21 protein-coding genes and 1 other RNA gene are annotated in these 26,127 nt (G+C 62.9%); 11 read left to right on the forward strand and 11 right to left on the reverse strand.

Going from position 1 to position 26,127, the window contains the following annotated elements:
• Positions 1–49 precede the first annotated feature (49 nt).
• The 3 genes from serC to gyrA form a co-directional block, all read right to left on the reverse strand.
• The gene (serC, locus tag F7R19_RS03915) at positions 50–1,213 is read right to left on the reverse strand and encodes a 3-phosphoserine/phosphohydroxythreonine transaminase (protein WP_061957577.1); all 1,164 of its coding nucleotides are present in this window, start codon (positions 1,211–1,213) and stop codon (positions 50–52) included.
• Between the two features lie 145 nt (positions 1,214–1,358).
• Positions 1,359–1,925 carry a DUF2059 domain-containing protein gene (locus tag F7R19_RS03920; RefSeq protein WP_061957576.1) on the reverse strand — a complete coding sequence of 189 codons (567 nt, stop codon included), beginning with the start codon at positions 1,923–1,925 and terminating at the stop codon, positions 1,359–1,361.
• Positions 1,926–2,006: 81 nt separating this feature from the next.
• Positions 2,007–4,691, reverse strand: a complete 2,685-nt coding sequence (gyrA, locus tag F7R19_RS03925) for a DNA gyrase subunit A (RefSeq protein ID WP_061957575.1) — start codon at positions 4,689–4,691, stop codon at positions 2,007–2,009.
• Between the two features lie 446 nt (positions 4,692–5,137).
• Between gyrA and ompA the strand changes: the two genes are divergently transcribed.
• The 4 genes from ompA (at position 5,138) to ssrA (ending at position 7,815) form a co-directional block, all read left to right on the forward strand.
• Positions 5,138–5,794 carry an outer membrane protein OmpA gene (gene ompA, locus F7R19_RS03930; RefSeq protein WP_061957574.1) on the forward strand — a complete coding sequence of 219 codons (657 nt, stop codon included), beginning with the start codon at positions 5,138–5,140 and terminating at the stop codon, positions 5,792–5,794.
• 163 nt (positions 5,795–5,957) lie between these two features.
• On the forward strand, positions 5,958–6,707 hold the full coding sequence (ubiG, locus tag F7R19_RS03935; RefSeq protein ID WP_061957573.1) for a bifunctional 2-polyprenyl-6-hydroxyphenol methylase/3-demethylubiquinol 3-O-methyltransferase UbiG: 750 nt from the start codon (positions 5,958–5,960) through the stop codon (positions 6,705–6,707).
• Positions 6,707–7,366 carry a phosphoglycolate phosphatase gene (gph, locus tag F7R19_RS03940; RefSeq protein ID WP_061957572.1) on the forward strand — a complete coding sequence of 220 codons (660 nt, stop codon included), beginning with the start codon at positions 6,707–6,709 and terminating at the stop codon, positions 7,364–7,366. The genes ubiG and gph overlap by 1 nt, the downstream gene beginning before the upstream one ends.
• A gap of 89 nt (positions 7,367–7,455) precedes the next feature.
• Positions 7,456–7,815, forward strand: a transfer-messenger RNA (tmRNA) gene (gene ssrA, locus F7R19_RS03945).
• A gap of 64 nt (positions 7,816–7,879) precedes the next feature.
• Here the strand turns inward: ssrA and F7R19_RS03950 are convergent.
• Positions 7,880–8,251: a hypothetical protein gene (locus F7R19_RS03950; RefSeq protein WP_061957571.1), complete on the reverse strand. Its 372-nt coding sequence runs from the start codon at positions 8,249–8,251 to the stop codon at positions 7,880–7,882.
• Between the two features lie 338 nt (positions 8,252–8,589).
• Here F7R19_RS03950 and F7R19_RS03955 point away from each other — a divergent pair, with 338 nt between their 5' ends.
• Positions 8,590–8,997 (forward strand): hypothetical protein, encoded by a 408-nt coding sequence (locus tag F7R19_RS03955; RefSeq protein WP_061957570.1) that lies wholly within the window; start codon positions 8,590–8,592, stop codon positions 8,995–8,997.
• Between the two features lie 144 nt (positions 8,998–9,141).
• On the opposite strand, the gene F7R19_RS03960 is transcribed toward F7R19_RS03955, so the two are convergent.
• Both F7R19_RS03960 and F7R19_RS03965 read right to left on the reverse strand, forming a co-directional pair.
• Complete coding sequence (locus F7R19_RS03960; protein ID WP_150979422.1) at positions 9,142–9,612, reverse strand: cyanophycin metabolism-associated DUF1854 family protein; 471 nt, start codon at positions 9,610–9,612, stop codon at positions 9,142–9,144.
• Between the two features lie 22 nt (positions 9,613–9,634).
• On the reverse strand, positions 9,635–11,941 hold the full coding sequence (locus tag F7R19_RS03965; RefSeq protein WP_150979423.1) for a cyanophycin metabolism-associated ABC transporter: 2,307 nt from the start codon (positions 11,939–11,941) through the stop codon (positions 9,635–9,637).
• 273 nt (positions 11,942–12,214) lie between these two features.
• Here F7R19_RS03965 and cphA (F7R19_RS03970) point away from each other — a divergent pair, with 273 nt between their 5' ends.
• The 3 genes from cphA (F7R19_RS03970) (at position 12,215) to F7R19_RS03980 (ending at position 18,166) form a co-directional block, all read left to right on the forward strand.
• Entirely contained in the window at positions 12,215–14,866 is a 2,652-nt protein-coding gene (gene cphA / locus F7R19_RS03970) for a cyanophycin synthetase (protein ID WP_150979424.1), read from the forward strand.
• Positions 14,867–14,908: 42 nt separating this feature from the next.
• Entirely contained in the window at positions 14,909–17,476 is a 2,568-nt protein-coding gene (gene cphA, locus F7R19_RS03975; protein WP_150979425.1) for a cyanophycin synthetase, read from the forward strand.
• A gap of 204 nt (positions 17,477–17,680) precedes the next feature.
• Entirely contained in the window at positions 17,681–18,166 is a 486-nt protein-coding gene (locus F7R19_RS03980; RefSeq protein ID WP_150979426.1) for an SRPBCC family protein, read from the forward strand.
• Here the strand turns inward: F7R19_RS03980 and F7R19_RS03985 are convergent, their stop codons facing one another.
• From F7R19_RS03985 to F7R19_RS04000, 4 genes are all read right to left on the reverse strand, one after another.
• Entirely contained in the window at positions 18,167–18,826 is a 660-nt protein-coding gene (locus tag F7R19_RS03985; RefSeq protein ID WP_061957565.1) for an amino acid ABC transporter permease, read from the reverse strand.
• A gap of 190 nt (positions 18,827–19,016) precedes the next feature.
• Positions 19,017–19,829: a transporter substrate-binding domain-containing protein gene (locus tag F7R19_RS03990; protein ID WP_061957564.1), complete on the reverse strand. Its 813-nt coding sequence runs from the start codon at positions 19,827–19,829 to the stop codon at positions 19,017–19,019.
• Positions 19,830–20,141: 312 nt separating this feature from the next.
• A complete protein-coding gene (locus F7R19_RS03995; RefSeq protein ID WP_061957563.1) occupies positions 20,142–21,050 on the reverse strand; it encodes a glutamate/aspartate ABC transporter substrate-binding protein in 909 nt (302 codons plus the stop codon).
• A gap of 151 nt (positions 21,051–21,201) precedes the next feature.
• Positions 21,202–22,479, reverse strand: a complete 1,278-nt coding sequence (locus tag F7R19_RS04000; protein ID WP_150979427.1) for a D-amino acid dehydrogenase — start codon at positions 22,477–22,479, stop codon at positions 21,202–21,204.
• A 182-nt stretch (positions 22,480–22,661) separates the two neighbouring features.
• Here F7R19_RS04000 and F7R19_RS04005 point away from each other — a divergent pair, with 182 nt between their 5' ends.
• Positions 22,662–23,615 (forward strand): LysR family transcriptional regulator, encoded by a 954-nt coding sequence (locus tag F7R19_RS04005; RefSeq protein ID WP_150979428.1) that lies wholly within the window; start codon positions 22,662–22,664, stop codon positions 23,613–23,615.
• Between the two features lie 89 nt (positions 23,616–23,704).
• Complete coding sequence (locus F7R19_RS04010) at positions 23,705–25,039, forward strand: polyamine export protein PaeA (protein ID WP_150979429.1); 1,335 nt, start codon at positions 23,705–23,707, stop codon at positions 25,037–25,039.
• Between the two features lie 265 nt (positions 25,040–25,304).
• Here F7R19_RS04010 and F7R19_RS04015 read toward each other — a convergent pair whose 3' ends face one another.
• Positions 25,305–25,583, reverse strand: coding sequence for a helix-turn-helix domain-containing protein (locus tag F7R19_RS04015; protein ID WP_150979430.1), 279 nt, complete (start codon positions 25,581–25,583; stop codon positions 25,305–25,307).
• Between the two features lie 178 nt (positions 25,584–25,761).
• Here F7R19_RS04015 and F7R19_RS04020 point away from each other — a divergent pair, with 178 nt between their 5' ends.
• Positions 25,762–26,088, forward strand: a complete 327-nt coding sequence (locus F7R19_RS04020; protein WP_150979431.1) for a hypothetical protein — start codon at positions 25,762–25,764, stop codon at positions 26,086–26,088.
• Positions 26,089–26,127 lie beyond the last annotated feature (39 nt).

Here is a 26,127-nt window from a genome sequence, read left to right on the forward strand (position 1 = left end):
CAACGCCGCCCCCCCCCACCAGGCAGGAAGCGCGGCAGATGCACCGCCGTCAGGCGGCGGTGCGCTCGAATTCGCGCATGAAGTCGATCAGCGCGGTAACACCTTCGAGTGGCATCGCGTTGTAGATGCTTGCGCGCATGCCGCCCACGGACTTGTGGCCCTTGAGCTGTACCAGGCCATTCGCGCGCGCCTGGGTCAGGAACGCTTCGTTGCGCGATTCATCGCGCAGGAAGAACGGTACGTTCATGCGCGAGCGGCAGCTGGGGTCGATTTCGTTACGGTAGTAGTCGCTCTGGTCCAGGAAGTCGTACAGCGCGGTCGCCTTGGCGATGTTGCGCTGCTCGATCGCGGCAACGCCGCCCTGCGCCTTGAGCCATTGGAACACCAGCCCGGCGATATAGATCGCATAGGTCGGCGGGGTGTTGTACATCGAATCGTGTTCGGCCACGATGCGCCAGTTGAACGCCGAAGGGCACAGCGGATGCGCGAATCCGACCAGGTCTTCGCGCACGATGACGATCGTCACGCCAGCCGGGCCGATGTTCTTCTGCGCGCCGCCGTAGACCACCTGCACGCGCGACCAGTCGATCGGACGCGACAGGATATGGCTCGACGCATCAGCAACGACGATGCGTCCCTTGTCATGCGTGCCGGTCTGACCGATATCGGGAATTTCCTGGAATTCGACGCCGACAATGGTTTCGTTGGTGCACAGGTGCACGTACGCGGCATCGTCCGACAGCTTCCACTCGGCGGCATCGGGAATCTTGTGCCACTTCTGGTCCTTGCTGGACGCGGCGATGTTGACTTCGCTGTAGCGTCGCGCTTCCTGCTCGGTCTTGACCGACCACGTGCCGGTCACCACGAAATCGGTCTTCGGCTTTGCTGCGCTGACGCGATTGGCCAGGTTCAACGGCACGATGCCGTTTTCGCCGATCGCGCCGCCTTGCAGAAACAGGATCTTGAAGTTCGGGGGAATATGCAGCAGATCGCGCAGGTCGGCGAGCGCCTGTTGATGGATGCTCTCGAATTCCTTGCTGCGATGGCTCATCTCCATCACCGACACCCCAGTGCCGCGCCACGACAGCATTTCCTCGGCCGCCTGTTGCAGGACTTCGGCCGGCAACGCGGCCGGACCCGGCGAGAAATTGAAGACGCGCTCGGCCAGGGAACGTTGCAGGCCGTGGAGGGCGGGATTCTGGGGATCGTTCATGGAGGGAAAAAGAAAAATGGCTGCCGGATTGAACCAGGCAGCCATTATCCCTCAAACCCGCGACGCTGGGACACCGGTGTATCCGCGTGCGTCTGAAGCCGTTGGCCCCGGCCGGCCGCGAAGCCATGCCGAGGCCAGCCGTCGATCACTTCGAAGCGGCGGTAATTTCCTTTTCGGCGGCGTCGCGCATCGACTTGCCAACCTGCGGACCGTACTTCTGCATCATCGAACCCCAGATTTCCTGCGTGGCCTTGCCCTGGTTCTGCATGAACTTCTGGCCGGTCGGCGACTTCAGGAACGTGGTCAGGTCCTTGATTTCCTGCGTCGAGTAGTACTTGCCGAAGGCGTCGTAGTGAGCCTTGATCGCATCCTGCTTGAAGCTATCGGTCGTGAACGCCGTGCCCGCGCCATCGACCATGCGTTGCACCGCGCCGTTCTTCTTCAGCTTCTCGACCGCAGCCTGCTTTTGCTTGTCGTTCAGCGTCTTGTTTTCGACCAGAACCTGCTCCAGCACCAGCGGCGCTTCCTGCTTGGCGCCTTGCTGCCAGTTATCGGCCTGGCCCTTGACGGCCTGATCAGCCTGCATGACGGTCAGCAGTTCCTTGATGGCGGCAGTCTTGTCCTTGTCTTCCTGAGCGTGCGCGGCTTGCGCGAGCATCATCATCGGGGCGAAAGCAGCCAGAACAGCGATACGTCGATAGGTTTTGAGCATTATGACTCCCTGTAAATACGTCCGATTTAGTCCGGTCGGCCTTCTGGCGAGTTCCGGCCGCCGTCCCATTGTTGCAACAATTTACGAATTCGCGTCCGCGTCGGTGGCACCCGCATCGGTGGCGCCCGAGCTGTCGTCCGCGGCCTCGCCGTCATCAGCGCTGCCGCTGTCGTCATCCGATTCGACGATTCGCTGCAGACCCGACAGTTTCGTGCCCTCGTCGACATTGATCAGCGTGACGCCCTGCGTGGCGCGGCCCATCTCGCGGATTTCAGCCACCCGCGTGCGGATAAGCACGCCGCCGGTCGTGATCAGCATGATTTCGTCTTCCGGCGAAACCAGCGCCGCGGCCACCACGCGGCCATTGCGCTCGCTCGTCTGGATCGCAATCATGCCTTTGGTGCCACGGCCGTGTCGAGTGTATTCGGAGATCGGCGTACGCTTGCCATAGCCGTTCTCCGTGGCGGTCAGCACGCTGCCTACCGGCATGGCTTCACCCTCTGCCGGATCGACCTCTGCGCTTTCAGCCGGCGCAACCAGCATGGCGATCACGGCCTGGCCCTCGTCTAGGTTCATGCCGCGCACGCCGCGCGCCTGGCGACCCATCGGCCGCACGTCGTTTTCGTCGAAACGCACGGCCTTGCCGGCGTCCGAGAACAGCATCACGTCGTGTTGACCGTCGGTCACGGCAGCGCCGATGAGGAAGTCGCCTTCGTCGAGGTCCACTGCAATGATGCCGGCCTTGCGCGGATTCGAGAATTCGGTCAGCGCGGTCTTCTTGACTGTGCCGCGCGCCGTGGCCATGAAGATGAAATGCTCGGCATCAAACTGGCGCACCGGCAGGATCACGTTGATCTTCTCCCCGTCGGCCAGCGGGAACATGTTCACGATCGGACGGCCGCGCGAATTGCGCGAACCCTGCGGCACCTCATAAACCTTGAGCCAGTAAAGGCGGCCGCGATTCGAGAAGCACAGGATGTAGTCGTGCGTATTCGCCACGAACAACGTGTCGATCCAGTCGTCTTCCTTCGTCGTGGTCGCCTGCTTGCCGCGACCGCCGCGCTTCTGCGCACGGTATTCGGAAATCGGCTGGCTCTTCATGTAGCCCGAGTGCGACAGCGTGACCACCATGTCTTGCGGCGTGATCAGGTCTTCGGTGTCGAGTTCGGTTGCGTTCAACTCGATCTGCGAGCGCCGCGCGTCACCGAATTCGGCACGGATCGCGCCCAGTTCTTCGGTGATGATGGTGGTGATGCGCTCGGGGCGCGCCAGGATATCGAGCAGATCGGCGATGATGCCCATCACTTCGCGATATTCCTGGACGATCTTGTCCTGCTCCAGGCCCGTGAGGCGCTGCAGTCGCATCTGCAGGATTTCTTGCGCCTGACCATCGGAGAGGCGGTACAGGCCGTCGGGTTGCATGCCGAACACAGCGGGCAGGCCGTCCGGCCGATAGGACTCGCGGCCGCCAGCAGTGTCGCTTTCAGCACGCGCCAGCATCTCGCGGACCAGGCTGGAATCCCATGCGGTGGCCATCAGTTCCTGCTTGGCCACAGGCGGCGTGGGCGCGGCCTTGATGATCGCGATGAACTGGTCGATGTTGGCCAGCGCCACCGCCAGGCCTTCCAGCACATGACCGCGTTCGCGCGCCTTGCGCAGTTCGAACACGGTGCGCCGGGTCACCACTTCGCGGCGATGCGACAGGAAGGCGTCCAGCATCTGCTTCAGATTGAGCAGGCGCGGCTGGCCGTCGACGAGCGCGACCATGTTCATGCCGAAGGTGTCCTGCAGCTGGGTGTTCTTATATAGGTTGTTCAGCACAACCTCGGGCACCTCGTTGCGCTTGAGTTCGATCACCACGCGCATGCCTGACTTGTCAGATTCATCGCGGATGTCGGAAATGCCCTCGACCTTTTTCTCGGTAACCAGTTCGGCGATTCGCTCGAGCAGCGTCCGCTTGTTCACCTGGTACGGCAGTTCGTCGACGATGATCGCCTGGCGCTGGCCGCGATCAATGTCCTCGAAGTGCGTGCGGGCGCGCATGACGACGCGCCCGCGGCCGGTACGGTAGCCCTCCCGCACGCCCTGAATACCGTAAATAATGCCGGCGGTCGGAAAATCGGGCGCCGGCACAAGTTCAATCAGTTCGTCGATCGTGGCATTCGGATTGCGCAGCAGATGCAGGCAGGCGTCGACAACCTCGTTGAGGTTATGCGGCGGGATATTGGTGGCCATGCCGACCGCGATACCCGACGAACCATTGATAAGCAAATTCGGAATACGCGCCGGCAAAATACCGGGCTCTTTCTCCGAACCGTCATAGTTAGGCTCGAAATCGACAGTTTCCTTGTCGATATCGTGCAGCATTTCATGGGCAATTTTGGCCAGGCGGATTTCGGTATAACGCATCGCCGCGGCGTTATCCCCGTCCACGGAGCCGAAGTTGCCCTGGCCATCGACCAGCATATAGCGCAGGGAAAAATTCTGCGCCATACGGACAATGGTGTCATAAACTGCGGTATCGCCGTGCGGGTGATACTTACCAATCACATCGCCGACGATACGGGCCGATTTCTTGTACGGCCGGTTCCAATCGTTGTTGAGCTCGTGCATCGCATAGAGCACGCGCCGGTGTACCGGTTTCAGGCCGTCCCGTACATCAGGCAGCGCGCGCCCCACGATAACGCTCATCGCGTAATCGAGATATGAGCGGCGCATTTCCTCTTCGAGCGAGACCGGAAGGGTTTCTTTGGCGAATTGATCCATTGCGGCGTGGTTTATGCGGCGGGTTTAAGCGAATGAAGCCTGCGAATCCGGCGGCCAAAAAAGCGCCTGCCGGGTCGAGGCCAACATGGCATTCTATCATGCGCGCAACCCCTGCCCGACCTTGCCGGAACCCCTGCCCAGAACCCCTCCACCACGCCCGACCGGCACCGGGTCGATGCCTCGCAAGCCAGACGGGACAAGGGTTTGCAGGCACCGCAAGATCGATGTTGCACAAACACCACAGGCCCAAAACCACGTGGTTGAATCGAATATATTTACTTCTTAGGAAACGAGCCTTGTGGCACAATTCCCCAGCGAAGAGCCAGACATTGTTCGAAGTGGAGCATCTACCACATCGAGAATGTTATACTCCGAAGAATGTATGACTTGTTTTCGTCCATTTGCTCGCAGTAACCCTGCGGTGATCTCATCCTGAGAGGAGAAATATGAAAAAATTTGCCAAGCTCGCGCTCGTTGCAGCTACCGCAGTAATGGCTGCATCCGCTCAAGCCCAGTCCGTCCCCTACGAAAAGAAGGCAGTGAACGATAACTGGGGCAACGGTACGAGCGAGTACGTGTGGAAGAATGGCACGAACGAGCTCTGCTGGCGCGATAGCTCCTGGACCCCGGCAACCGCCAATGCTCAGTGCGATGGCGCGCTGGCTCCGGCTGCTGCTCCGGCTCCGGCCCCGACCCCGGTGGCTCCGCCGGCTGTGTCGAGCGAAAAGGTCACTTTCGCTGCTGACACCCTGTTCGACTTTGACAAGGCTGTTCTGAAGCCCGAAGGCAAGGCCAAGCTGGACGACCTGGTCTCGAAGCTGCAAGGCATCACGCTGGAAGTCATCATCGCCGTTGGCCACACCGACTCGTTCGGTTCGGACAAGTACAACGATCGCCTGTCGATCCGTCGTGCTGAATCGGTCAAGGCTTACCTGGTAAGCAAGGGCGTTGAAGCCAACCGCGTGTACACCGAAGGCAAGGGCAAGCGTCAGCTGAAGGTTGATCCGAAGTCGTGCAAGGGCAACCGCACCGCTCAGATCGCCTGCCAGCAACCGAACCGTCGCGTGGAAGTCGAAGTGGTCGGCACCCGCAGCGCACGTTAATCGGATCCTCTCCGATGAAGAAAAGCCCAGCGCAAGCTGGGCTTTTTTTTCGCCCCGATTTTGCCGCGGCAAATATGCCATTTCCGAGATTCGGCTCGGCTCCGATTTTTTGGTAAAGTTGGCGCAGCTTTCCCACGAGAATTGCCGCCTCGCGGCACACACGATGTCGCAAACGACTACCCTGAACTCCTCCGCCACTTCCCCCGCCACCAACCGCAATGCCGATCCAAAGGAGATCGACAAGTTCAGCGAGCTGGCCCATCGTTGGTGGGACCCCAACAGCGAATTCAAACCGCTGCACGATCTCAATCCACTTCGCCTGGGGTGGATTGACAGCATCGCGCATCTCGCCGGCAAGCAAGTGATCGATGTCGGCTGCGGCGGCGGCATTCTTTCCGAAAGCATGGCGCGCCTCGGCGCGACGGTGCGCGGCATCGACCTCTCCAGCAAGGCGCTGAAGGTAGCCGATCTGCACAGCCTGGAATCGGGCGTTGCGGTGACTTACGAGGAGATCGCCGTAGAAGAGCTGGCAGCGCGCGCGCCTGCCAGCGTGGATGTCGTCACATGCATGGAAATGCTTGAACATGTGCCGGATCCACAGTCGATCGTCCGCGCATGCACGAAGCTGGTCAAACCCGGCGGCTACGTGTTTTTCTCGACCATCAACCGCAATCTCAAAGCGTATTTATTGGCAATCGTCGGTGCGGAATACGTGCTGAACATGCTGCCGCGCGGTACGCACGATTACGAGAAATTCATTACACCGTCCGAATTGGCGCGATACGCCCGCAATGTCGGTCTTGACATGATCGAAATGCGGGGCATGACCTATAACCCGCTGACACAGATTTACACGCTCGGCCGAGACACCGACGTCAATTACATGGTGGCGTTCCGCAAGGTGGCTCAATAATGGCCGGCGCTTTCGACGCAATCTTTTTTGATCTCGATGGCACGCTGGCAGATACCGCGCCTGACCTGGCCGCCGCGGCCAATCGGCTGGTGGTGGAGCACGGCATGGCGCCAGTACCGTACGAGAAACTCCGGCCGGTGGCGTCGCATGGCGCGCGCGGGCTGATTGGCGCGGCCTTTGGAAAGCGCCCGGAAGACCCCGAATTCCCGGCGCTGCGCGATACGTTCCTCGACTATTACGAAGCTGATATCGCGGTTCATACGCGCCTGTTCGACGGGATGGAGGAGGTGCTGGCCAGGCTGGAAGCAGACGGCATCGTATGGGGCATCGTCACGAACAAGATTGCGCGTTTCACCGTCCCGCTCGTTGCAGCCATCGGGCTGGCGCCACGCGCCGCGGCGGTGGTCAGCGGCGACACGACAGCGCACGCCAAGCCCCACCCTGCCCCGCTGTTGCACGCGGCCGCGGTCAGTGGCGTCGCACCGGAGCGCTGCATGTACGTGGGCGACGACCTGCGCGACATCCAGGCCGGCAAGGCGGCGGGCATGGCGACAGTATCGGCCGCCTACGGATATTGCGGTGACGCCGAGCCTCCGGAATCTTGGGGCGCCGACTTCCTGATCCGTCACCCGTCCGAGCTGCTCAGGCTGCTCGGCTGAACGCCATTACACGCGCACGGAACTGCAACGCACCATTCGCGTCGAAAGCGGGTACAATCCGTTTTCTTTCGCGTTTTACTACGCACATTGGGGCCGACCTGGTTTCGACGTGGGTTGCAAAGCAGTGGAGGGCATACCGAGGACCCGTCACCTCGTTAATCAATGGGAATGCAATAACTGCTAACGACGAACGTTACGCACTGGCAGCCTAAGGGCCGCCGTCCTCGCACTGGCTCGCTGACGGGCTAGGGTTCGCAAGAACCAGCGAGGTCATTTACGTCAGATAAGCTTCGGGAGTGTCACGGGCCCGAGGACGAAAATCTAGTGACTCGCCGTCGTAGAGCGTGTTCGTCCGCGATGCGGCGGTTAAATCAAATGACAGAACTAAGTATGTAGAACTCTCTGTGGAGGGCTTGCGGACGCGGGTTCGATTCCCGCCGGCTCCACCAGTACAAACAGAAAACCCAACCGCCACCGGTTGGGTTTTTTATTTGCGGCGACTGCGCGGCAGTCTCAGTGCATCACGGCGCCGCTCACGGGCAGGCTTTCCAGCCGAGCCATATGGAAACGCTCAAGCGGGAGTGTCACGCCCAGCTGGGCAAACATCTGCCCCGCGTGATCGACCGATTGCAGCATGCCGGGCATCCAGAGCCGCTGCAGCCGCGATAGCGGTTCCCCGGAATGTTCGGCAAACGCGTCGATGCCAAATTCCTGGATGGCCTTGAAGAGGACCAATCCCACCAGATACATATCGCCCGTATCGAGCGCGATTTCCGCCTGGGCGGTCCAGCGCGCTGCACGATCCTTAATTTTTTCCGCTTCGGCAAACCGTTCCGTGATGGTTGGCATGAACGCGTCGCCGGGCGGCAGAAAGGTAAAACTCATCAGACGGCTCCTGTCCCCGTATCCAAACAATGACGGCATTCTTCGCCAGAAACTGTAGTGGTCGAAAGTAGATATGATCGATCTGTGCAATTTCCGGCAAAAATACAACACTTAGCGATTTGCACGCCACAAGCGCTGAAGGCCCGCAGGGACCGATCGTGCACCGCGCCGCCATATTGAGCGTTGTTAGCGCGCAAGGCGCCCGGGCCCGGCGCAGGTTTCAGATCAGATGAATTGCGATCCGATTGATCGCAACATGCAGCGGGAAGTGCAGTTGATGCCGGTATGCCGGCGTGCGGGCGCTACAATAGCCGGTCGCCGCTTCCTGTCCTCCACTCATGTCCGACCATCCCCGCTTTACCGTCAACCGATCCATGATCACGCTGCTGCCCGAGCAGCCGTTCCTGGACTGGATTCAGGCCGTCGATCCCGACCCTGTCCCCACGCTGACGCTGGACGACGTGCGCGACGACGCCAGCGTCTTCCTGCTTCCCGGCGAACTTGCCGACACACAGGAAAATGCCTTGCACTGGGTGGAAAAGCGCTGGCGCCACTTTTTCGAATTCATGCTGGGCGAATGGTTCGACGATTCCGTCTGGCCCGAAACCCTATCCCTGGCGATGTTCCGCGAATGGTTCACCATCCGCTTTCACTCGATGGTGTGGGACATGGCGCCCGAGGCACCGATCGAGCACGAGGACTGGGAAGGCGAGGACGACGACGACATGCCAACCATCCTCCACTGACCGGACGCGATATTCGTCCCCTGGCATTCGAACGCGCTATGCAAGTGCGCTACAGGCGCACGATGTCGCGCGCACAAATCGCCACGCAGCGCCCAACAAAAAACGGCACGCCATGGCGTGCCGTTTCGCATCGACATGCGCGCCTCAGAGAAAGCGGTCCAGGATCTTGCGGCTTGCCTTGTCCAGTGCCGCCTGATCGCGAATCAGATAATTGATGCCATGGCTATCCGAAATCAGCAGCGTGGTGCCGGTCAGCCGCCGGATATCCTCTTCTCCGCGTAGCACCAAGTCGGTCTGACCACGATCGGTCCGGACCGTCCAGACACTCGGCGTGGCGTAGGTCGATACGCTCACGATCGCCTCGATCTCGGGCATGAATTCGCGCCCGGCCAGCTCGGCCTCGATCAGCTCGCGCGTGGCGCAGGGCAATGCGTCGAGACGCGGAATCCACACCAGCTCACGGCCATCGGTGCTCATCATGCCGAGGCCGTCGTCGGCTGCCGAGATCGGAAACGCCCGCACCGGCACCACGCCTTCATGCGCCGTACCATCGGCCGTCGTCAGCACGAGCTTGCCAAAGCTGTTGCGGGTCAAAGTGAAATCTGGCGTTTGCATCGGGGGTTGCTCGAAAGAATGGTCACTGCGCACTGATTGGCTCCACGGCTTCTGCACGCGGCGCGGCGTCGCCGGTCTCTTCACCGGCTTCCGCATCGACATTGCGGGCCTGCGCCTGGTAGAGCTTGTAGTACGCCCCTTCGCGCGCCAGCAGTTCGTCGTGACTGCCCACTTCCACTATCTGGCCGCGATCCATCACCACCAGCCGATCCGCCTTGCGTAGCGTCGACAGGCGGTGCGCGATCGCGATCGTGGTGCGTCCTTGCACGAGATTGTCGAGCGCCTTCTGGATTTCCTTCTCAGTGGTCGTGTCCACCGACGACGTAGCCTCGTCCATGATCAGGATGCGTGGATCGATCAGCAGCGCGCGCGCAATGGAAATGCGTTGGCGTTCGCCGCCGGACAGCGCCTGGCCGCGTTCGCCCACCAGCGAATCGTAGCCATGCGGCAGGCGCAGGATGAATTCGTGCGCATGCGCGGCGCGCGCCGCGGCGATGATTTCCTCGCGCGTGGCATCGGGCTTGCCGTAAGAAATATTGTCGGCAATCGTGCCGAAGAACAGGAACGGCTCCTGCAGCACCAACCCGATATTGCGGCGGAATTCCGACACCGGCAGCGAGCGGATGTCGACGCCGTCGACGCGGATCGCGCCTTCGGAAACATCGTAGAAACGGCAAATCAGGTTCACCAGCGTGCTCTTGCCCGATCCGCTATGCCCGACCAGACCGATCATCTCGCCGGGTCGGATGGTCAGGTTCAGGCCACGGATCACGGCGCGATTGCCGTAGCGGAAGCCCAGGTCGCGCAGTTCGATCGCGCCCTGCACATTGGCAAGATGCACGGGCTTCTGCGGCTCGGGCACGCTGGACACGTGGTCGAGAATATCGAAGATCCGCTTGGCGCCCGCCGCGGCCTTCTGCGTCACCGATACGATGCGGCTCATCGAATCGAGCCGGGTATAGAACCGGCTGATATACGTGAGGAAGGCGACCAGCACGCCCACGGTGATGGCGTCGTGGCTGACCTGCCAAATGCCGAAGATCCACACCACCAGCAGGCCCACTTCGGTCAGCAGCGTCACGGTCGGCGTGAACAGCGACCACACGGCGTTCACGCGATCGTTGATCGCCAGATTGTGCTTGTTGGCTTCACGAAAACGCGACACCTCCCGCTTTTCCTGCGCGAATGCCTTAACCACGCGGATGCCCGGAATCGTATCGGCCAGCACATTGGTGATTTCGGACCAGATCCGGTCGATCTTCTCGAAACCGTGACGCAGGCGATCGCGCACCAGATGAATCATCCACGCGATGAACGGCAGCGGCACCAGTGTGACCAGCGCCAGCCACGGGTTGATCGACACCAGGATCACCGCGGTCATCGCGATCATCAGCACGTCGGTGGCAAAGTCGAGCAAATGCAACGACAGGAACACGCTAATGCGATCGCTTTCCGATCCGATACGCGCCATCAGGTCGCCGGTGCGCTTGCCGCCGAAGTATTCGAGCGAAAGCTTGAGCAGGTGTTCGTAAGTTGTTGTGCGCAGATCCGCGCTGATGCGCTCCGACACGCGCGCCAGCAGATAGGTGCGCGCCCAGCCCAGGCTCCACGCCACCAGCGCCGCGCCGAGCAGCCCCGCCAGGTAGAGCTTGACCAGGTCGCGGTCGATCGGCACGCCGTTCTGGTACGGAATCAGCACCTTGTCCATCAGCGGCATGGTCAGGTACGGCGGCACCAGCGTGGCGGCAGTCCCGAGCAGCAGCAGCACAAAACCGCCCAGCAGTTCCCAGCGATAGGGTCGCGCAAAGCGCCACAGGCGCAACAGCGCCCAGGTGGAAGGCGGCGTTTCCAGCTCGCGGCTGCATTGCGGGCATTGCTCTTCGCCGGGCGGAATCGGCGCTTTGCAGGTCGGGCAGACGTCGGCCTCGACGCTGGCGGCTCGGCCGGTGGCCAGCGTGTCGCGACGAGCGTCGAACTGGTCGGCCAGGCGCAATGCGTCGGGATTGTAACCAAGCGTGTAGCGCCAGGTGGCCAGACGGACCTGTCCGTCGGCAAGTTCCAGCGTGCCGACGCCTGCGTGGTCGCCATGCGACAGGCTGAGGCCGGCGGCGATGTCCCAGCTGCGGAGGTCTTTTTCACCCGGGGCGCGCGAGATCAGACGACGATCCGTCACAACCAGCCACCCTTGGGTAAAATGCAGTCTCGCGTCCAGGTCCAGCGTCAGCCCGGCCAGGACGGATTCCCCGGGCAACAGGGTCGTGCCGAGTTCGGCTGCCCAGGGACCTTGCGGGCCGGGGTGGGTGGAAGCAGACGGGGAGGACTGGGTCATTGTTGGCGCAAGAAGCATTAAAAGCGCGTCCGCAGGCCCAAAAATGGATCAAATACGGACATAACTTGAAACAATTTAAGCGGGGCGCCGGCTGGCGGCCCGCAATTTTGCCCGCAAGTATACATAACGCAAACAAACGGGCGCCCGGTGCACGCACAACGCTCGGTGGTCGGTTCAGGGTAGCTGAGGGGTCAACCCCGCGACTGCTGCAACGTTACTGAAAGGTTAGGCTTCCATTTCCCGGGCATTCGCCCACTGCCTCAAGCTAAATCAATGAAAAAGAAGGACATTGAGATTTTCGATGTCATGTCGCTGCGCGGCCCGAATATGTGGACATATCGGCCGGTGCTGGAGGCATGGGTCGACATCGGCGAACTGGAGGATTTCCCCTCCAACAAGATTCCGGGGTTTTACGAGCGCCTGTCGACATGGCTGCCGACGCTGATCGAACACCGCTGTAGCCCCGGCGTGCGCGGCGGCTTCCTGATGCGACTGAAGGAAGGTACATGGCCGGGCCACATCCTTGAGCACGTCACGCTGGAGTTGCAGAACCTGGCCGGCATGCCCGGAGGATTCGGCAAGGCGCGCGAGACGCCGGTACGCGGCGTCTACAAGGTCATCGTGCGCGCATGGCATGAAGAAGTGACGCGTGCGGCGCTGTTCACGGCGCGCGACCTGGTCATGGCCGCGATCGAGGATCGTCCCTTCGACGTCCCCGCCGCGGTGGACAACCTGCGCCGGCTGGTCGACGAACACTGTCTGGGCCCGAGTACGGCCTGCATCGTCGACGCCGCCGACGATCGCGATATCCCGTCGATCCGACTGTCCGACGGCAATCTGGTGCAGCTTGGTTACGGTGTGCGCCAGCGCCGCATCTGGACGGCCGAGACCGACCGCACCAGCGCCATCGCCGAATCGATTTCGCGTGACAAGGACCTGACCAAGAGCCTGCTCGAATCGTGCGGCGTGCCGGTGCCGGAAGGCCGCATGGTCGACAGCCCCGCCGACGCCTGGGATGCCGCCGAGAGCATCGGCGTGCCCGTGGTGGTCAAGCCCTACGACGGCAATCACGGCCGCGGCGTCTTCACCAACCTGATGACGCGCGAGGAAGTCGAAACCGCCTACGGCGTGGCCATCGAGGAAGGCAACGGCGTGATCGTCGAACGTTTCATTCCCGGCAACGAGCACCGCCTGCTGATCGTCGGCGGCCGCATGGTGGCCTGCGCGATGGGCGAAACGGCGTCGGTGGTGGGCGACGGCAAGCACACCATCGACGAGCTGATCGAATCGCAGATCAATTCCGATCCGCGTCGCGGCAGCACCGAGGATCATCCGCTGAACCGCGTGCGCCTGGATTCGGCCGCCCGCCTGGAGCTGAAGCGCCAGGGCTATGCCGACGGCAGCGCCGTGCCGGCAGAGGGCCGCACCGTGCTGATCCAGCGCAACGGCAATGTTGCATTCGACGTCACCGATCGGGTACACCCCAGCGTGGCCGCGCACGCCGCGCTGGCGGCCCGCGTGGTCGGCCTGGACATCGCCGGCGTCGACCTGGTGGCCGAAGACATCTCGCGCCCGCTGGCCGAGCAACGCGGCGCCGTGGTTGAAGTCAATGCGGGTCCCGGCCTGCTGATGCACATCAAGCCGGCCGCCGGCGAGCCGCGCCCCGTGGGCCCCGCCATCGTCGATCACCTGTTTGCAAACCGCAACGGCGTGGAGGACGACGGCCGCATTCCCGTGGTCGGCATCACGGGCACCAACGGCAAGACCGTGGTCGCCAAGCTGGTGGCGCGCCTGCTGCAGCTTTCCGGCAAGCATACGGGGCTGGCGTGCAGCGACGGCCTGTTCCTCGACCGCCGTCAGGTGGAACCGGGCGGCCGCGGCGAAAAGGCCAGTTGGGAAGCCGGCCATCGCATCCTGATGAACCGCGCCGTGGAAGCGGCCGTGTTCGAGAACGACAGCGGCATGATCCTGTCGCAAGGCCTGCCCTACGACCGCTGCCAGGTGGGCGTGGTGACCAACTTCGGCCAGCCCGATCATCTCGGCGACTACTACGTCGAGGATGAAGACCGCATGTACAACGTGCTGCGCACCCAGGTCGACGTGGTGCTGAAGACCGGCACGGCCGTGCTCAATGCCGCCGATGCGCGTCTGGTCGAAATGGCCGAACTGTGCGACGGCGACGTGATCTTCTTCAGCCTGTCCGCCGACCTGCCGGCCATCGCCGCGCATCGCGCCGCAGGCAAGCGCGCCGTGTTCGTGCGCGACGGCAAGGTCGTGCTGGCCACCGGGGCAAGCGAAACCGCGCTGACCGACGTCTCGGCGATTCCGCTCACATACGCGGGCCGCGTTGCGTTCCAGATCGAAAACGTGCTGGCCGCCGTGGCGACCGGCTGGGCGCTGGGCATCTCCAATGACCTGATCCGCGCCGGCATCGTCACGTTCGACGTGGGACAGGTGGACGTGCCGGGCCGCTTCACGCTGTTCGAGCGCCAGGGTGCCACGGTGATCGTCGACGACGCGCATAACGCGCCGGCGCTGGAGGCCCTGGCCGCCGCGCTGGACCGGTTCCCGTCCGAGCGCCGCATGCTGGTGTTCGGCGCAGGCGTGCAACGCCGTGACGAAGACCTGATCCAGCAAGGCAAGATCATCGGCAAGTCGTTCGACCGCGTGTTCCTGTGCGAAGACCACAGCGTGCGCCGCGACCTGCCCGACGCCGAGGCGCGCGCGCTGCTCAAGAAGGGGCTGTACGAAGGCCGCCGCGTCACCAAGATCATCGACGAAGGCGCGCGCCGCGCTGCGGTCGAGGCGGCGCTGTCGCAACTGGTGGCCGGCGATCTCCTGGTGCTGCAATGCGACGAAGGGTCGCCCGAGGGCACCGTCGAGCAAGTGCACCAGTGGATGGGACGCAGCGGGCGCCGGGCGTAAGTCCGCACCCGCCAGCGCGAAGAACAACGGAAAACAGATTCTATGGAAGTCTCCCGTATCCGGGCCCTGCGCGGCCCGAATCTCTGGTGCCGGCACACCGCCATCGAAGCCATCGTGGCGTGCTCGGACCAATCCCATCTGCTGGCCGAGCTGCCGGGCTTCGAGGATCGCCTGCGCGCGCGCTTCGCGGCCATCGGCCCGATGCGCCCCGACGACGAAGCCGGTTCGCCGTCGATGGCGCACGCCTTGGAAGCCGCCGCGCTGGGCCTGCAGGCCGCAGCCGGCTGCCCGGTCACCTTCAGCAATACCTCCCCGACGCTGGAGCCCGGCACCTATCAGGTGGTGGTGCAGTACAGCGAAGAGGAAGTCGGCCGCCTGGCCTTCGAGCTGGCGGAAAAGCTGTGCCTCGCCGCGCGCGACGACCAGCCGTTCGATCTCGACGACGCGCTCCATCGGCTGCGCGAACTCGACGAAGACGTGCGCCTGGGCCCGAGCACGGGGTCGATCGTCTACGCCGCCGTGGCGCGCGGCATTCCGTATCGCCGCCTGACGCAGGGCTCGATGGTGCAATTCGGCTGGGGCAGCAAGCAACGTCGCATCCAGGCCGCCGAAACCGATATGACCAGCGCTGTGGCCGAATCGATCGCGCAGGACAAGGACTTGACCAAGACGCTGCTGCACGCGGCCGGCGTGCCGGTGCCGATGGGCCGCTCCGTCAGCAGCGCGGAACAGGCATGGGCCGCCGCGCAGGAAATCAACGGTCCGGTGGTGGTCAAGCCGCGCGACGGCAACCAGGGCAAGGGCGTGGCCGTGCGCATCCGCACGCGCGAAGAGGTGATGACGGCGTATGAAGTGGCCGCCGACATTTCTTCCGACGTGATCGTCGAGCGCTACATTCCCGGTCACGATTTCCGCCTGCTGGTGGTTGGCAAGCATCTGGTGGCCGCCGCCCGTCGCGATCCGCCGCAGGTGATCGGCGACGGCACGCATACAGTGCGCCAACTGGTCGACGAAGTGAACCGCGATCCGCGTCGCGGCGAAGGCCATGCCACGTCGCTCACCAAGATCCGCTTCGACGACATCGCCCTGGCCACGCTGGCCAAGCAAGGGCTGACCGCGGATGCCGTGCCGGCCAAGGGCACGCGCGTGGTGTTGCGCAACAACGCCAACCTGTCCACCGGGGGCAGCGCCACCGATGTCACCGACGATGTGCATCCCGATATCGCTGCGCGCGCAGTGGCCGCCGCGCAAATGGTCGGGCTCGACATCTGCGGCGTCGACGCGGTCTGCGAGACCATGCTCAAGCCGTTCGAGGAACAGGCTGGCGGCATCGTCGAGGTAAACGCTGCGCCCGGACTGCGCATGCACTTGCAGCCGTCTTACGGCAAGGGCCGCGCCGTGGGCGAGGCGATCATCTCGACGATGTTCTCGGATGGCGACGATGGCCGCATTCCTGTGGTCGCGGTGTCGGGCACCAACGGCAAGACCACGACGGTGCGCCTGATCACCCATATCCTCGCCTCCAGCGGCCTGCGCATGGGCATGACTGGCACCGATGGCGTGTACATCCAGGGCCAGCGCATCGATACCGGCGACTGCAGCGGTCCGCGCAGCGCGCGCAACGTGCTGCTGCATCCCGATGTCGATGCCGCCGTGTTCGAAACCGCGCGCGGCGGCCTGCTGCGCGAAGGCCTGGCGTTCGATCGCTGCGACGTGGCGGTGGTCACCAATGTCGGCGAAGGCGACCATCTGGGCCTGTCGTACATCAGCACTGTCGAGGATCTGGCCGTGCTCAAGAGCGTGATCGTGCAGAACGTGGCGCCGCACGGCATGGCCGTGCTCAACGCCGCCGATCCGATGGTGGCGCGCATGGCCGACGCCTGCCCCGGATCGGTCGCGTTCTTCGCCCAGGACGCAGGACTGCCGACCATGGCGCTGCATCGCGCGCAGGGCAAGCGCGTGGTGTTTGTCGACGGCGCCGACATCGTCGCCACCGAAGGCGACACCAGCGTGCGCTTCGCACTGGCCGACATCCCGCTCACGCGCAATGGCTCGATCGGCTTCCAGGTAGAGAACGCGATGTCGTCGATCGCGGCCGCATGGGCGCTCGGCATCGACTGGAACGTGATCCGGCGCGCGCTGGCGACGTTCGTCAACGACCCGGCCAACGCACCGGGCCGCTTCAACGTCTTCGACTACAACGATGCCACGCTGATTGCCGACTACGGTCACAATCCCGACGCCATCCAGGCGCTGTGCAACGCCGTGCAGACCATGCCGTCGAACAAGCGCGTGGTCGTGATCAGCGGTGCGGGCGACCGTCGCGACGAGGACATCCGCAAGCAGACGCAGATCCTGGGCGGCGTGTTCGACGAGGTCGTGCTATATCAGGACCAATGCCAGCGTGGCCGTGAAGACGGCGAAGTCCTCGCGCTGCTGCGCGAAGGTCTGGTCGGCGCGCAACGCACGCAGTACACCGAAGAAGTGCGCGGCGAATTCCTGGCCATCGACACGGCGCTGGCGCGCCTGCAGCCGGGCGACCTGTGCCTGATCCTGATCGATCAGGTGGAAGAAGCGCTCGATCACATCGCCCGGCGCGTAGCCGGCTAAGCATCACGCCTTGTCGGGCCCCTTTGCTGCACACCGGTAAAGGGGCCCGCACAGCACGCCTGTCCGCCTCGCCCCGGCGGCCCGGCATCCCCCTTCCCCCTTCCCCGCTTGCCGTCCACCGCGATTCGGTGCGACAGTACCCCCTCGACGCTCCCATCCCCATTCCGACGGCGCCTGCCTTGTCCGTCGACGAGGAGAATGCGCATGACCGCCCCGCAGACCGTAGTCGTCACCTATATCGCCGCCACGGCAGACCAGGTGTGGCAAGCGCTGACCGATCCGGCGCTGAGTGTGAAGTATTTTTTCGGGCGACGTGTTGAGTCCGACTGGCAGGTAGGCAGCCCTTTCGTGCTGCGCATGGAAGACGGCAAGGTCGATTCGCAGGGCATGGTGCTGCTGGCCGAGCCGCCGTACCGGTTGTCGGTGACATGGCGCGTGGAGTGGCTCGAAGCGTTTCGGCAACTGCCCGAAGTCGTCGTCACCTGGCAGATCGATGCGCTGGGCGACAAGGCCGTGCGCGTGACAGTCAGCGAGGTTCACCAGGAGCCGGTGGACGAGCAGATCCTGCAGGGCGGACGCAACGGCTGGCCATTGATCCTGGCTGGCCTGAAGACGCTGATCGAAACCGGCCGGCCGCTCGATGTCGAAACGCCCAAGCCGCCGCCGGCGCCCACGGCCGGCGCATTGTGATCAGTGACGGCCCGGTAGCGCGAGGCGGCGTTCCAGCACATGCTGCAGCGCGGACAGGGCCGTGCTGAGAATCCAGTAGATCGCGGCGGCGGCCAGATACAGCGGCAGCGGCTGATATGTGGCCGCGATGATTTCCTGGGACGTCCGCAGCAATTCCGTGACGGTGATGACAGACACCAACGAGGTGTCCTTGATCAGGCTGATCAGGCTGTTCGACAGGCTCGGCACGGCAAGCCGCAATGCCTGCGGCCCCACCACGTAGCGCAATGTCTGCAAAGGCGCCATGCCAAGGCTGTAGGCGGCCAGCCACTGTCCGCGCGGCACGCCAAGGATCGCCCCGCGCATGCTTTCCGACAGATACGCGCCGACGTTCAGGCTCAACGTCAGCACGCCGGCCGGCGTGGGCTCCAGCGCGATGCCGATACCCGGCAATCCATAGTAGACGACGAAGATCTGCACCAGCAGCGGCGTGCCGCGCATGATGCTGACGTAGACACGTGCGATCGCTTTGAGAATCGGCTGATGGCCAATGCCCATCAATGCCACCACAATGCCGATCAGCAGGCCGAACACCATCGACAGCACGGCGAACTTCAGCGTGAGCAGCGTGCCCTGCAGCAGGACAGGCAGTGAATCAATGACAAGCTGGAGCGCGGACATGGCAGGGCGGGAATCGATCAAAGGCCGAAATGCCGCGATCATACGTGATCGCGGCACAGGACGGCGCAGGCAGGCGGATCGGGGGATTCCCGCCGCCTGTCATGGCCTGCATGAAGGCCTCGGCCGGGCGCGGCGGCCCGTGCCGAGGTCGCCGCGCGCGCACTCGGCCTTCGCGCGTGCCGGCAAGCGGTTACTTCACGGGCTTGGTCACATCCGATCCAAACCACTTGTTCGACAGCTTGGCCAGCGTGCCGTCCTTGCGCAGGTCGTCGAGCGCCTTATCGATCGCGGCAGCGAACTTAGGATTGTCCTTACGGAACGGAATCGCAACCTCGCTGGTGGCGCCGGGCAGCACCGCGCCAGGGCGCAGCGGCAGATTGGCCTGCTTGATCAGGTAATTGGCCATCAGGCGGTCGTTCAGCGCGGCGTCCACGCGCTGGGCGGCCAGGTCGCGCAGATATTCGGGCGCGCCGGGATAAGTCTTTACCTCGATGCCGGGCACCGACTTGGCCAGGTCGTTGTAGTTGCTGCCCAGGCTCACGCCGAGCTTGTGCCCCTTCAGCGATTCCAGCGTGGTGAACTCGCGCTTGTCATCCTTGCGCTGAATAAGCTGCGCCGCCGAATAGACGTAAGGTGTCGAGAAATCGAGCACCTGTTTGCGCTGCGGCGTCACCGAAACCTGATTGACGATGATGTCGAATTTGCCCGCTTGCAAGCCCGCGATAATCGCACTCCATTCCGTGGTCACAAACTCGGGTTTCACGCCGAGTTTGCCGGCCACGGCGCGCGCCACGTCGACATCGAATCCATCGAGTTCATTATTTGCAGCGCGATATCCGAACGGCGGATAGGTTCCTTCCAGGCCCACCTTGAGTACGCCTGCCTGCTTTACGGTATCCAGCAGATCCGCGGCCTGGGCGGCGGTGGCCGAAAGACCGGCAGCGCTGGCGACCAGCGCAGTGGCCAGCAGTGATTTGAACCAACCCGATCGAATCGTTCGCATATGTTCTCCATTGGAATGCGTTGACGTTGCCGGGCGTCATTTACGAGGGCATCCGGCGGCTCTATGAGCCTATAACGGGCTCAACGGTATCGCAAACACTATCAATGAAGAAATAACGATTCATTATGGCTATATAACCAGCCGTCGCGGCTAGCCACTGAATACGGAAAAACAGAGCGCAAGTCGCGCCTTTCGCCCACGCACACACGTATCGAATGCAAAGCGCCAGCCCGCTCTACGCCCCCCTCGTCTACAAAGAAAAACGAGGGGGAACATCCAGTGCCGCTCAATGAAAATGAATCTGAACGAGCCTTACTGGAACGCCTTGTCGTTAGGCTCGGCGAACAGTTGTTTCATCTCCGGCGACAGCGCATAGTTCATATTGATATTGCGCGGCGGAATCGGCTGCAGGAACCACTTCGTATATAGCTTCTCGGCTTGGCCGCTCTTCTGGATATCGGCCACCACGCCATCGACAAGTTTCTTGAACGAGGCGTCGTCTTTGCGGAACATGCAGGCATAGTTTTCGGTCTGCAGCGGCGTGCCGACCACCGCCCAGTCGGCGGCGTTCTTGGCCTTGGTGCGCTCGCCGTAGAGCAGCGGCTCGTCCATCACGAATGCCACCGCGCGGCCCGACTCCAGGATCAGGAATGCCTGGCCATGGTCTTTCGCGCTGGTCAGGTTCATGTTCATGCCTTCGCCATTCATCTTCACCAGCAGGCGCTCGCCAGTGGTGCCGGCCGTGGTCACCACGTTCTTGCCCTTCAACTGCGGAAAGTCCGTCACGCCCGAATCCTTCTTCGTCAGCATGCGGATGCCGTAGATGAACAGGCTGTTCGAAAACGCCACCTGTTTCTGGCGTTCGGTGTTGTTGGTGGTGCTGCCGCACTCGATATCGATCGTGCCGTTCTGCATCAGCGGAATGCGGTTCTGCGAGGTGATCGGCGTGAGCTTGACCTGCAGGTTCGGCATGTTCAGAGTCGACTTGACCTTGTCGACGATCGCCAGCAGGTAGTCATGCGAATAGCCCATGACATTGTTGCCATCGGAATACGAAAACGGAATCGACGACTCGCGATACCCGAGCGACATCACCCCGCTGTCCTTGATCTTCTTGAGCGTGTCGCCATCGGCGGCGTGGGCGCCGGCGGCAGCGCCGGCCAGCAAGGCGGCGGCTGCGAGGCGGTGGATGGAATTCGGACGGACAGACAGTGACTTCATGATTCGCTCCTTGGAGGGGGCTTGGTTTTTAATGGCAAGACCTGAGGCAATCTCGCTACCCAACGTTCACTTCGATACCGCGTACTGCTGCGTACTGATGACTGACGACTGCTACCTGCTTCCCGTACAACCCGTTTGGCGTCGCCCTGCACTAGGCCGACGCTGCACTGAAATCTTCCGCGTCCAGCGCTGGCTTGCGCCCGGCCAGACGGTCGGCCAGCAGCCCCGCGCTGCCCATGGCCAACGTAAAACCAAGCGCGCCGTGACCGAGGTTGAGCCACAGCCCCGGCACGCGCGATTCGCCGATCATTGGCAGTCCGGTCGGGGTGGCCGGCCGCAGTCCGGCCCATGGCCGCAGCGCATCGAGGTCGTCCCCGTTCGTCACGTTGCCGAAGACCGCGCGCGTCTGCGTGACCAGGGTCTGCGCGCGCTGCCGGTCGACCACTGCGCCGCCGCGCACGATATCGGCCATTCCCGCCACGCGCAGAGTATTGCCGATCCGTGCATAAACGATCTTGTTGGCAAAATCCGTCACGCTGATATGCGGCGCGGTCGCGCCGTCGACAATCGGCACGGTGATGCTGTATCCCTTCAGCGGCCACAACATCGGCCGGACGCCCGTCGGGCGCAGCAACGGCACGCTGCCGATGCCGCCCGAAACGATCACCAGATCGGCGGCGATCTCGCCACGGTCGGTGCGCACGCCGGTCACTCGACCGCCACTGCGCACCAGTTCAGTTACCCGCGTGCCAAAGCGCAGCGACACGGCCCGGTTGCCTTGCAACAGATGGGCCAGCGACACGCAGAAGCGATGACAATCGCCCACTTCCTCGCTCGGCGTGTAGATCGCGCCGGCAATATCGTGTCGAATGGCTGCCAGCGCGGGCTCCAGCGCCACCGTCGCGTCGCGGTCGAGCGCCTGCTGCTCGCAGCCCAGGCTGGCCTGGTAGTCGAGCAACCGGCAGGCGGCCTCGTAGGCCGCAGCGTCGCGATGCACCACCAGCTTGCCGCGCCGGGCGAAATCGAATCCGCCGCCCTCTTCGCGCGCGTCGGGCCGATCGACGAAAGCCTGCATCAGATCTCGCGAGTAGAACGCCAGCCGCAGCAGCTTGCGCGTGGTGGCCTCGCTCGTCGATGCGTTACACGCCCGCACAAATGCCATCAGCCAGCGCCATTGGGCCGGATCTGCCGACGGGCGGAAGCGCATTGGCGAATCGCGGTCCAGCAGCCAGCCCGGCACCTTCGACAACACGCCCGGACCGGCCAGCGGCGCCACGTAGCTGTAGCTGAGCTGCCCGCCGTTGGCGAAGCTGGTTTCCTCACCCGGTCCGTCGTGACGTTCAACCACGGTGACTTCATGACCATCATTGGCCAACCGCCACGCAGTGGTCATGCCGACCACGCCGGCACCCACGATCGCTACGCGCATCTGACTTGCCTTGTATTCCGAACCAACAATGGGCCAGAGCGTAGAGCAGTCCGTGCGGCTTGCCCAATGCCAATACGTGCCAGAATATGTCCTCAAGCTATAGGTGACCGCCACCCGGGTCTACCCGTAGTGCACAGCACCAATTTCCGCACCAAAGCGGCCATTTCGATGGCACCACAACGATGCGCCTGCGCCAGATCGAAGTCTTCCGCGCGGTGATGCTGACGGGCACCGTCAGCGAAGCCGCACGCCTGCTCCATGTATCCCAGCCGGTAGTGACGCGCGTACTGCAGCATGCGGAAGCGTCGCTGGGCTTCCGGCTGTTCGATCGGCAGCGCGGACGGCTGCAGCCCACGCCCGAAGCCCGCGCGCTCTATGGCGATGTCGAAAGGCTATATGGCGAGATAGAGCGTGTGCGGCGCGTATCCGAAAGCTTGCGCCACAAGGGCGCGGGCCGGCTGCGCGTGGCGGCCACACCAAGCCTGGCCAATCCGCTGCTGGTGCCGGCGGTGCGCCGTTTTTGCGCGCGCCATCCCGACACGCAGGTACAGGTGCTGACGCACCACACCAACGAGATCGTCGCCGCGCTGCTGGCCAACCAGATCGATGTCGGCTTTGCCTTCTCGCCGCCGCGCCACGAGGCTATTACCAGCGAACCGGTTGCCGCCGGCCGCATGCTGTTGGCGGTGCCACGCGCCCAGCCGCTGCCTTCGGTCGGCCGTCGCGGCACCGTGCCGATCCGCAAGGTCATGGAGCGGCCTTTCATTGGCTATGACGATGACAGCTCGCTTGGGCTGCTTGTGCGGCAGACGCTGGCGCGGCATGCGCTGGAGCCGCACTCGACGCTGGAAGTCCAGACGTATTCGCTCGCGCTGGCGCTGGTCGATGCGGGCCTCGGCCTGACGTTGCTCGACCAGTACACCGCGTTGAGCGCCAATCCCGCGCATGTCGCCCTGCACGATGTGCAACCGGAGTTACCGTTCGAAATTCAGATGCTGCGCGCCAGTCATCGCGGCGCATCGAGCCTGGTCGATGACATGCGCACGCAGTTTGCAGCCGCCGCGCAGACGCTGGCCGCCACGCTGCATGAGCGGCTCGAAACGCCTGTCGCGCAGTTCGACGCGACAGCGCGCTGATCGCACTTCATCGACATTGACCAGACAATTGACAGCCCACGGCTGCGTGCACCATCATCGACACGCACCGATCAGCGCATGACCTACCCATGTTCGTCCTGACCCTTCTACTGCTGGTGCTGGCGAGTGCGTTCTTTTCGATCTCCGAGATCGCCCTGACCGCAGCCCGGCGCACCAAGCTACAAGTCCTCTCCGAACGCGGCGACCGCCGCGCCACCAAGGTATTGCTGCTCAAGGAAGAGCCCGGCAATTTCTTTACCGTGGTGCAGATCGGCGTGAACAGCGTGGCGATTCTGGCCGGTATCCTCGGCGAGAAACACGTTTCCGACCTGCTGTTCGATCTGCTGCTGCCCTGGCTGAGCCCCGGCACCGCACAGCGCGTGTCCAACATCGGATCGTTCCTGATCGTCACGCTGCTGTTCATCCAGTTCGCCGACCTGGTGCCCAAGCGCGTGGCGATGACATTCCCGGAAGCCTGCGCGATCCGGGTGATTGGTCCGATGCTGACGCTGCTGAAGGTATTCAAGCCAGTGGTCTGGGTGTTCAACGCCGCGGCCGATGCGATTCTGAAATTGCTCAAGATTCCGACCAAGCCAGTCGACCAGATCACGACCGAGGACATCGCCGCCATGGTCGACGCGGGCGCGGAAGCCGGCGTGCTACACAAGCACGAATTGCATTTGATCGAAAACGTGTTCGAGCTGGACTCGAAACCGATCACGGCCATCATGACGCAGCGCGACGACGTGGTGTTCCTCACGCTCGACGAGCCCGCCGACAGCGTGCGCCGCAAGCTGGTCAAGCAGCCGCACGCGCAGTACCCGGTGTGCGGAAAAGGCGTCGACGACGTGCTGGGCTACATCGATTCGAAGGACATCCTGCAACTGATGCTTGCCGACGATTCCGGCGTGGCGCTCGACAGTCTGTCCAAACACTACGACAAGAACGTGCTGGTGATACCGGACACGCTGACGCTGTCCGAATCGCTCACGCGATTTCGCGAGATGCACGAGAGCTTTGCCGTGGTGATGAACGAATACGGCCTCGTGGTGGGCGTCGTCACGCTGGACGATATCGTGGGCGCGCTGATGGGCGACATCCTGTATTCGGCCGAGGATGAGCAGATCGTCCGCCGCGATGCCACGTCGTGGCTGGTAGACGGCCTTACGCCGCTGGTCGACCTGAAAAAGGCGCTCGATCTGGACAGCCTGCCCGGCGACGACTATGTCGACACCGCGGCCGGGCTCGTCATCTATGCGCTGAAGCGGATTCCAAAGAAGTCGGAATCGATCACGGTCGGCGGCTTCCGTTTCGAAGTGCTCGACATCGACCACCACAAGATCGATCAGCTGCTGGTGTCCCGCATCTCCGCCGCGGCGCCGCAAGGCTCCAGCACGCCCGACAGCGAGGCGCCACGATCCTGACGATTGGCGGCATCCCGATGGGGCTCGGCATGGATGCGAGGAACGGCCTGTCGACGCACCGAATGCACCGAGCCCCGCACGTCCCTCTGAACGATGCCCCGAAAAACAAAACCGACGCGTGCTTGTCGCGGTTCGTCGGTCTGTGAATATGATCGGTGAACGGTGATCCGTGAAGGTGCCGCAGAAAAACAAAACCGACGCGTGCTTTCGCAGGCGTCGGCTCTAGATTTACTACGCTGTTTTTGTCTGCTGGTGGTCGAATCAATCAGCAGCTTTTTGTTTGGCGGAGAGGGTCCTTATCGAACCCGTCGTAGGCTGATTCAACGTCAGCGTAGCGGCTCCAGAAATACGCCATGTCCGGTTCCCTTTCGGTCTCGAAAGCGGCGATGACTTCTAGTGGGTCCAGTCCGCAGGCCTCTGCGATCCGCACTTCCTCCTCCACTGAGATGCGTGTCTGACCGTTCCGGATGTTTTGCATCCGGGTACGTTCGATGCCGCTTTTGTCGGCCAATGAACGCACGCTATTGAAGTTGGCCTTTTGCATGAAAACATCAATGAGCATTCGTGTTGACATAGGTGCACCTGTGAATTAGATTTCTAATGCCAGTTAGATTTCTAACTCGGGTTAGTTTTCTAAGGCATGTTGGAGTGTAGGGCGTAAACAACGCCGCGTAAACCGTGACCCGGTAGGTCCGGGTGTCCAAATGTAACGAGGGGAAATCATGAAATTCAAAGCTCAACTGTTCGTTGTGAACTCCACGCCGTGGACGTTCGATAACAAGTCCGGCATCAAGCACGTCGCTCAAATGCTGATCACGTCGGCCCATCAGGACGATGACGGCAATATCGTCGAAGAAACCTTCGTGGCCCGTCTCAAGGTGCCCGAATCCATGAAAGACACGCCAGCGGGCGAATACCTGACCGAACTGCGTCCGTTCGCAGATGCAAACGGCAACCTCGATTTCAAGGTGGTCAAGCTGGTCCCGTTCGGTCGTCCAGCGGCAAATGGAAAGGCCGGCGCAGGGGCCACGGCTCAGGCGGCTGCATAAGTTCCCTCTCCCGCCCGGGAGACATAAACGGGCTTACAG

It is taken from the genome of Cupriavidus pauculus (assembly GCF_008801835.1).
Taxonomy (GTDB): domain Bacteria; phylum Pseudomonadota; class Gammaproteobacteria; order Burkholderiales; family Burkholderiaceae; genus Cupriavidus; species Cupriavidus pauculus.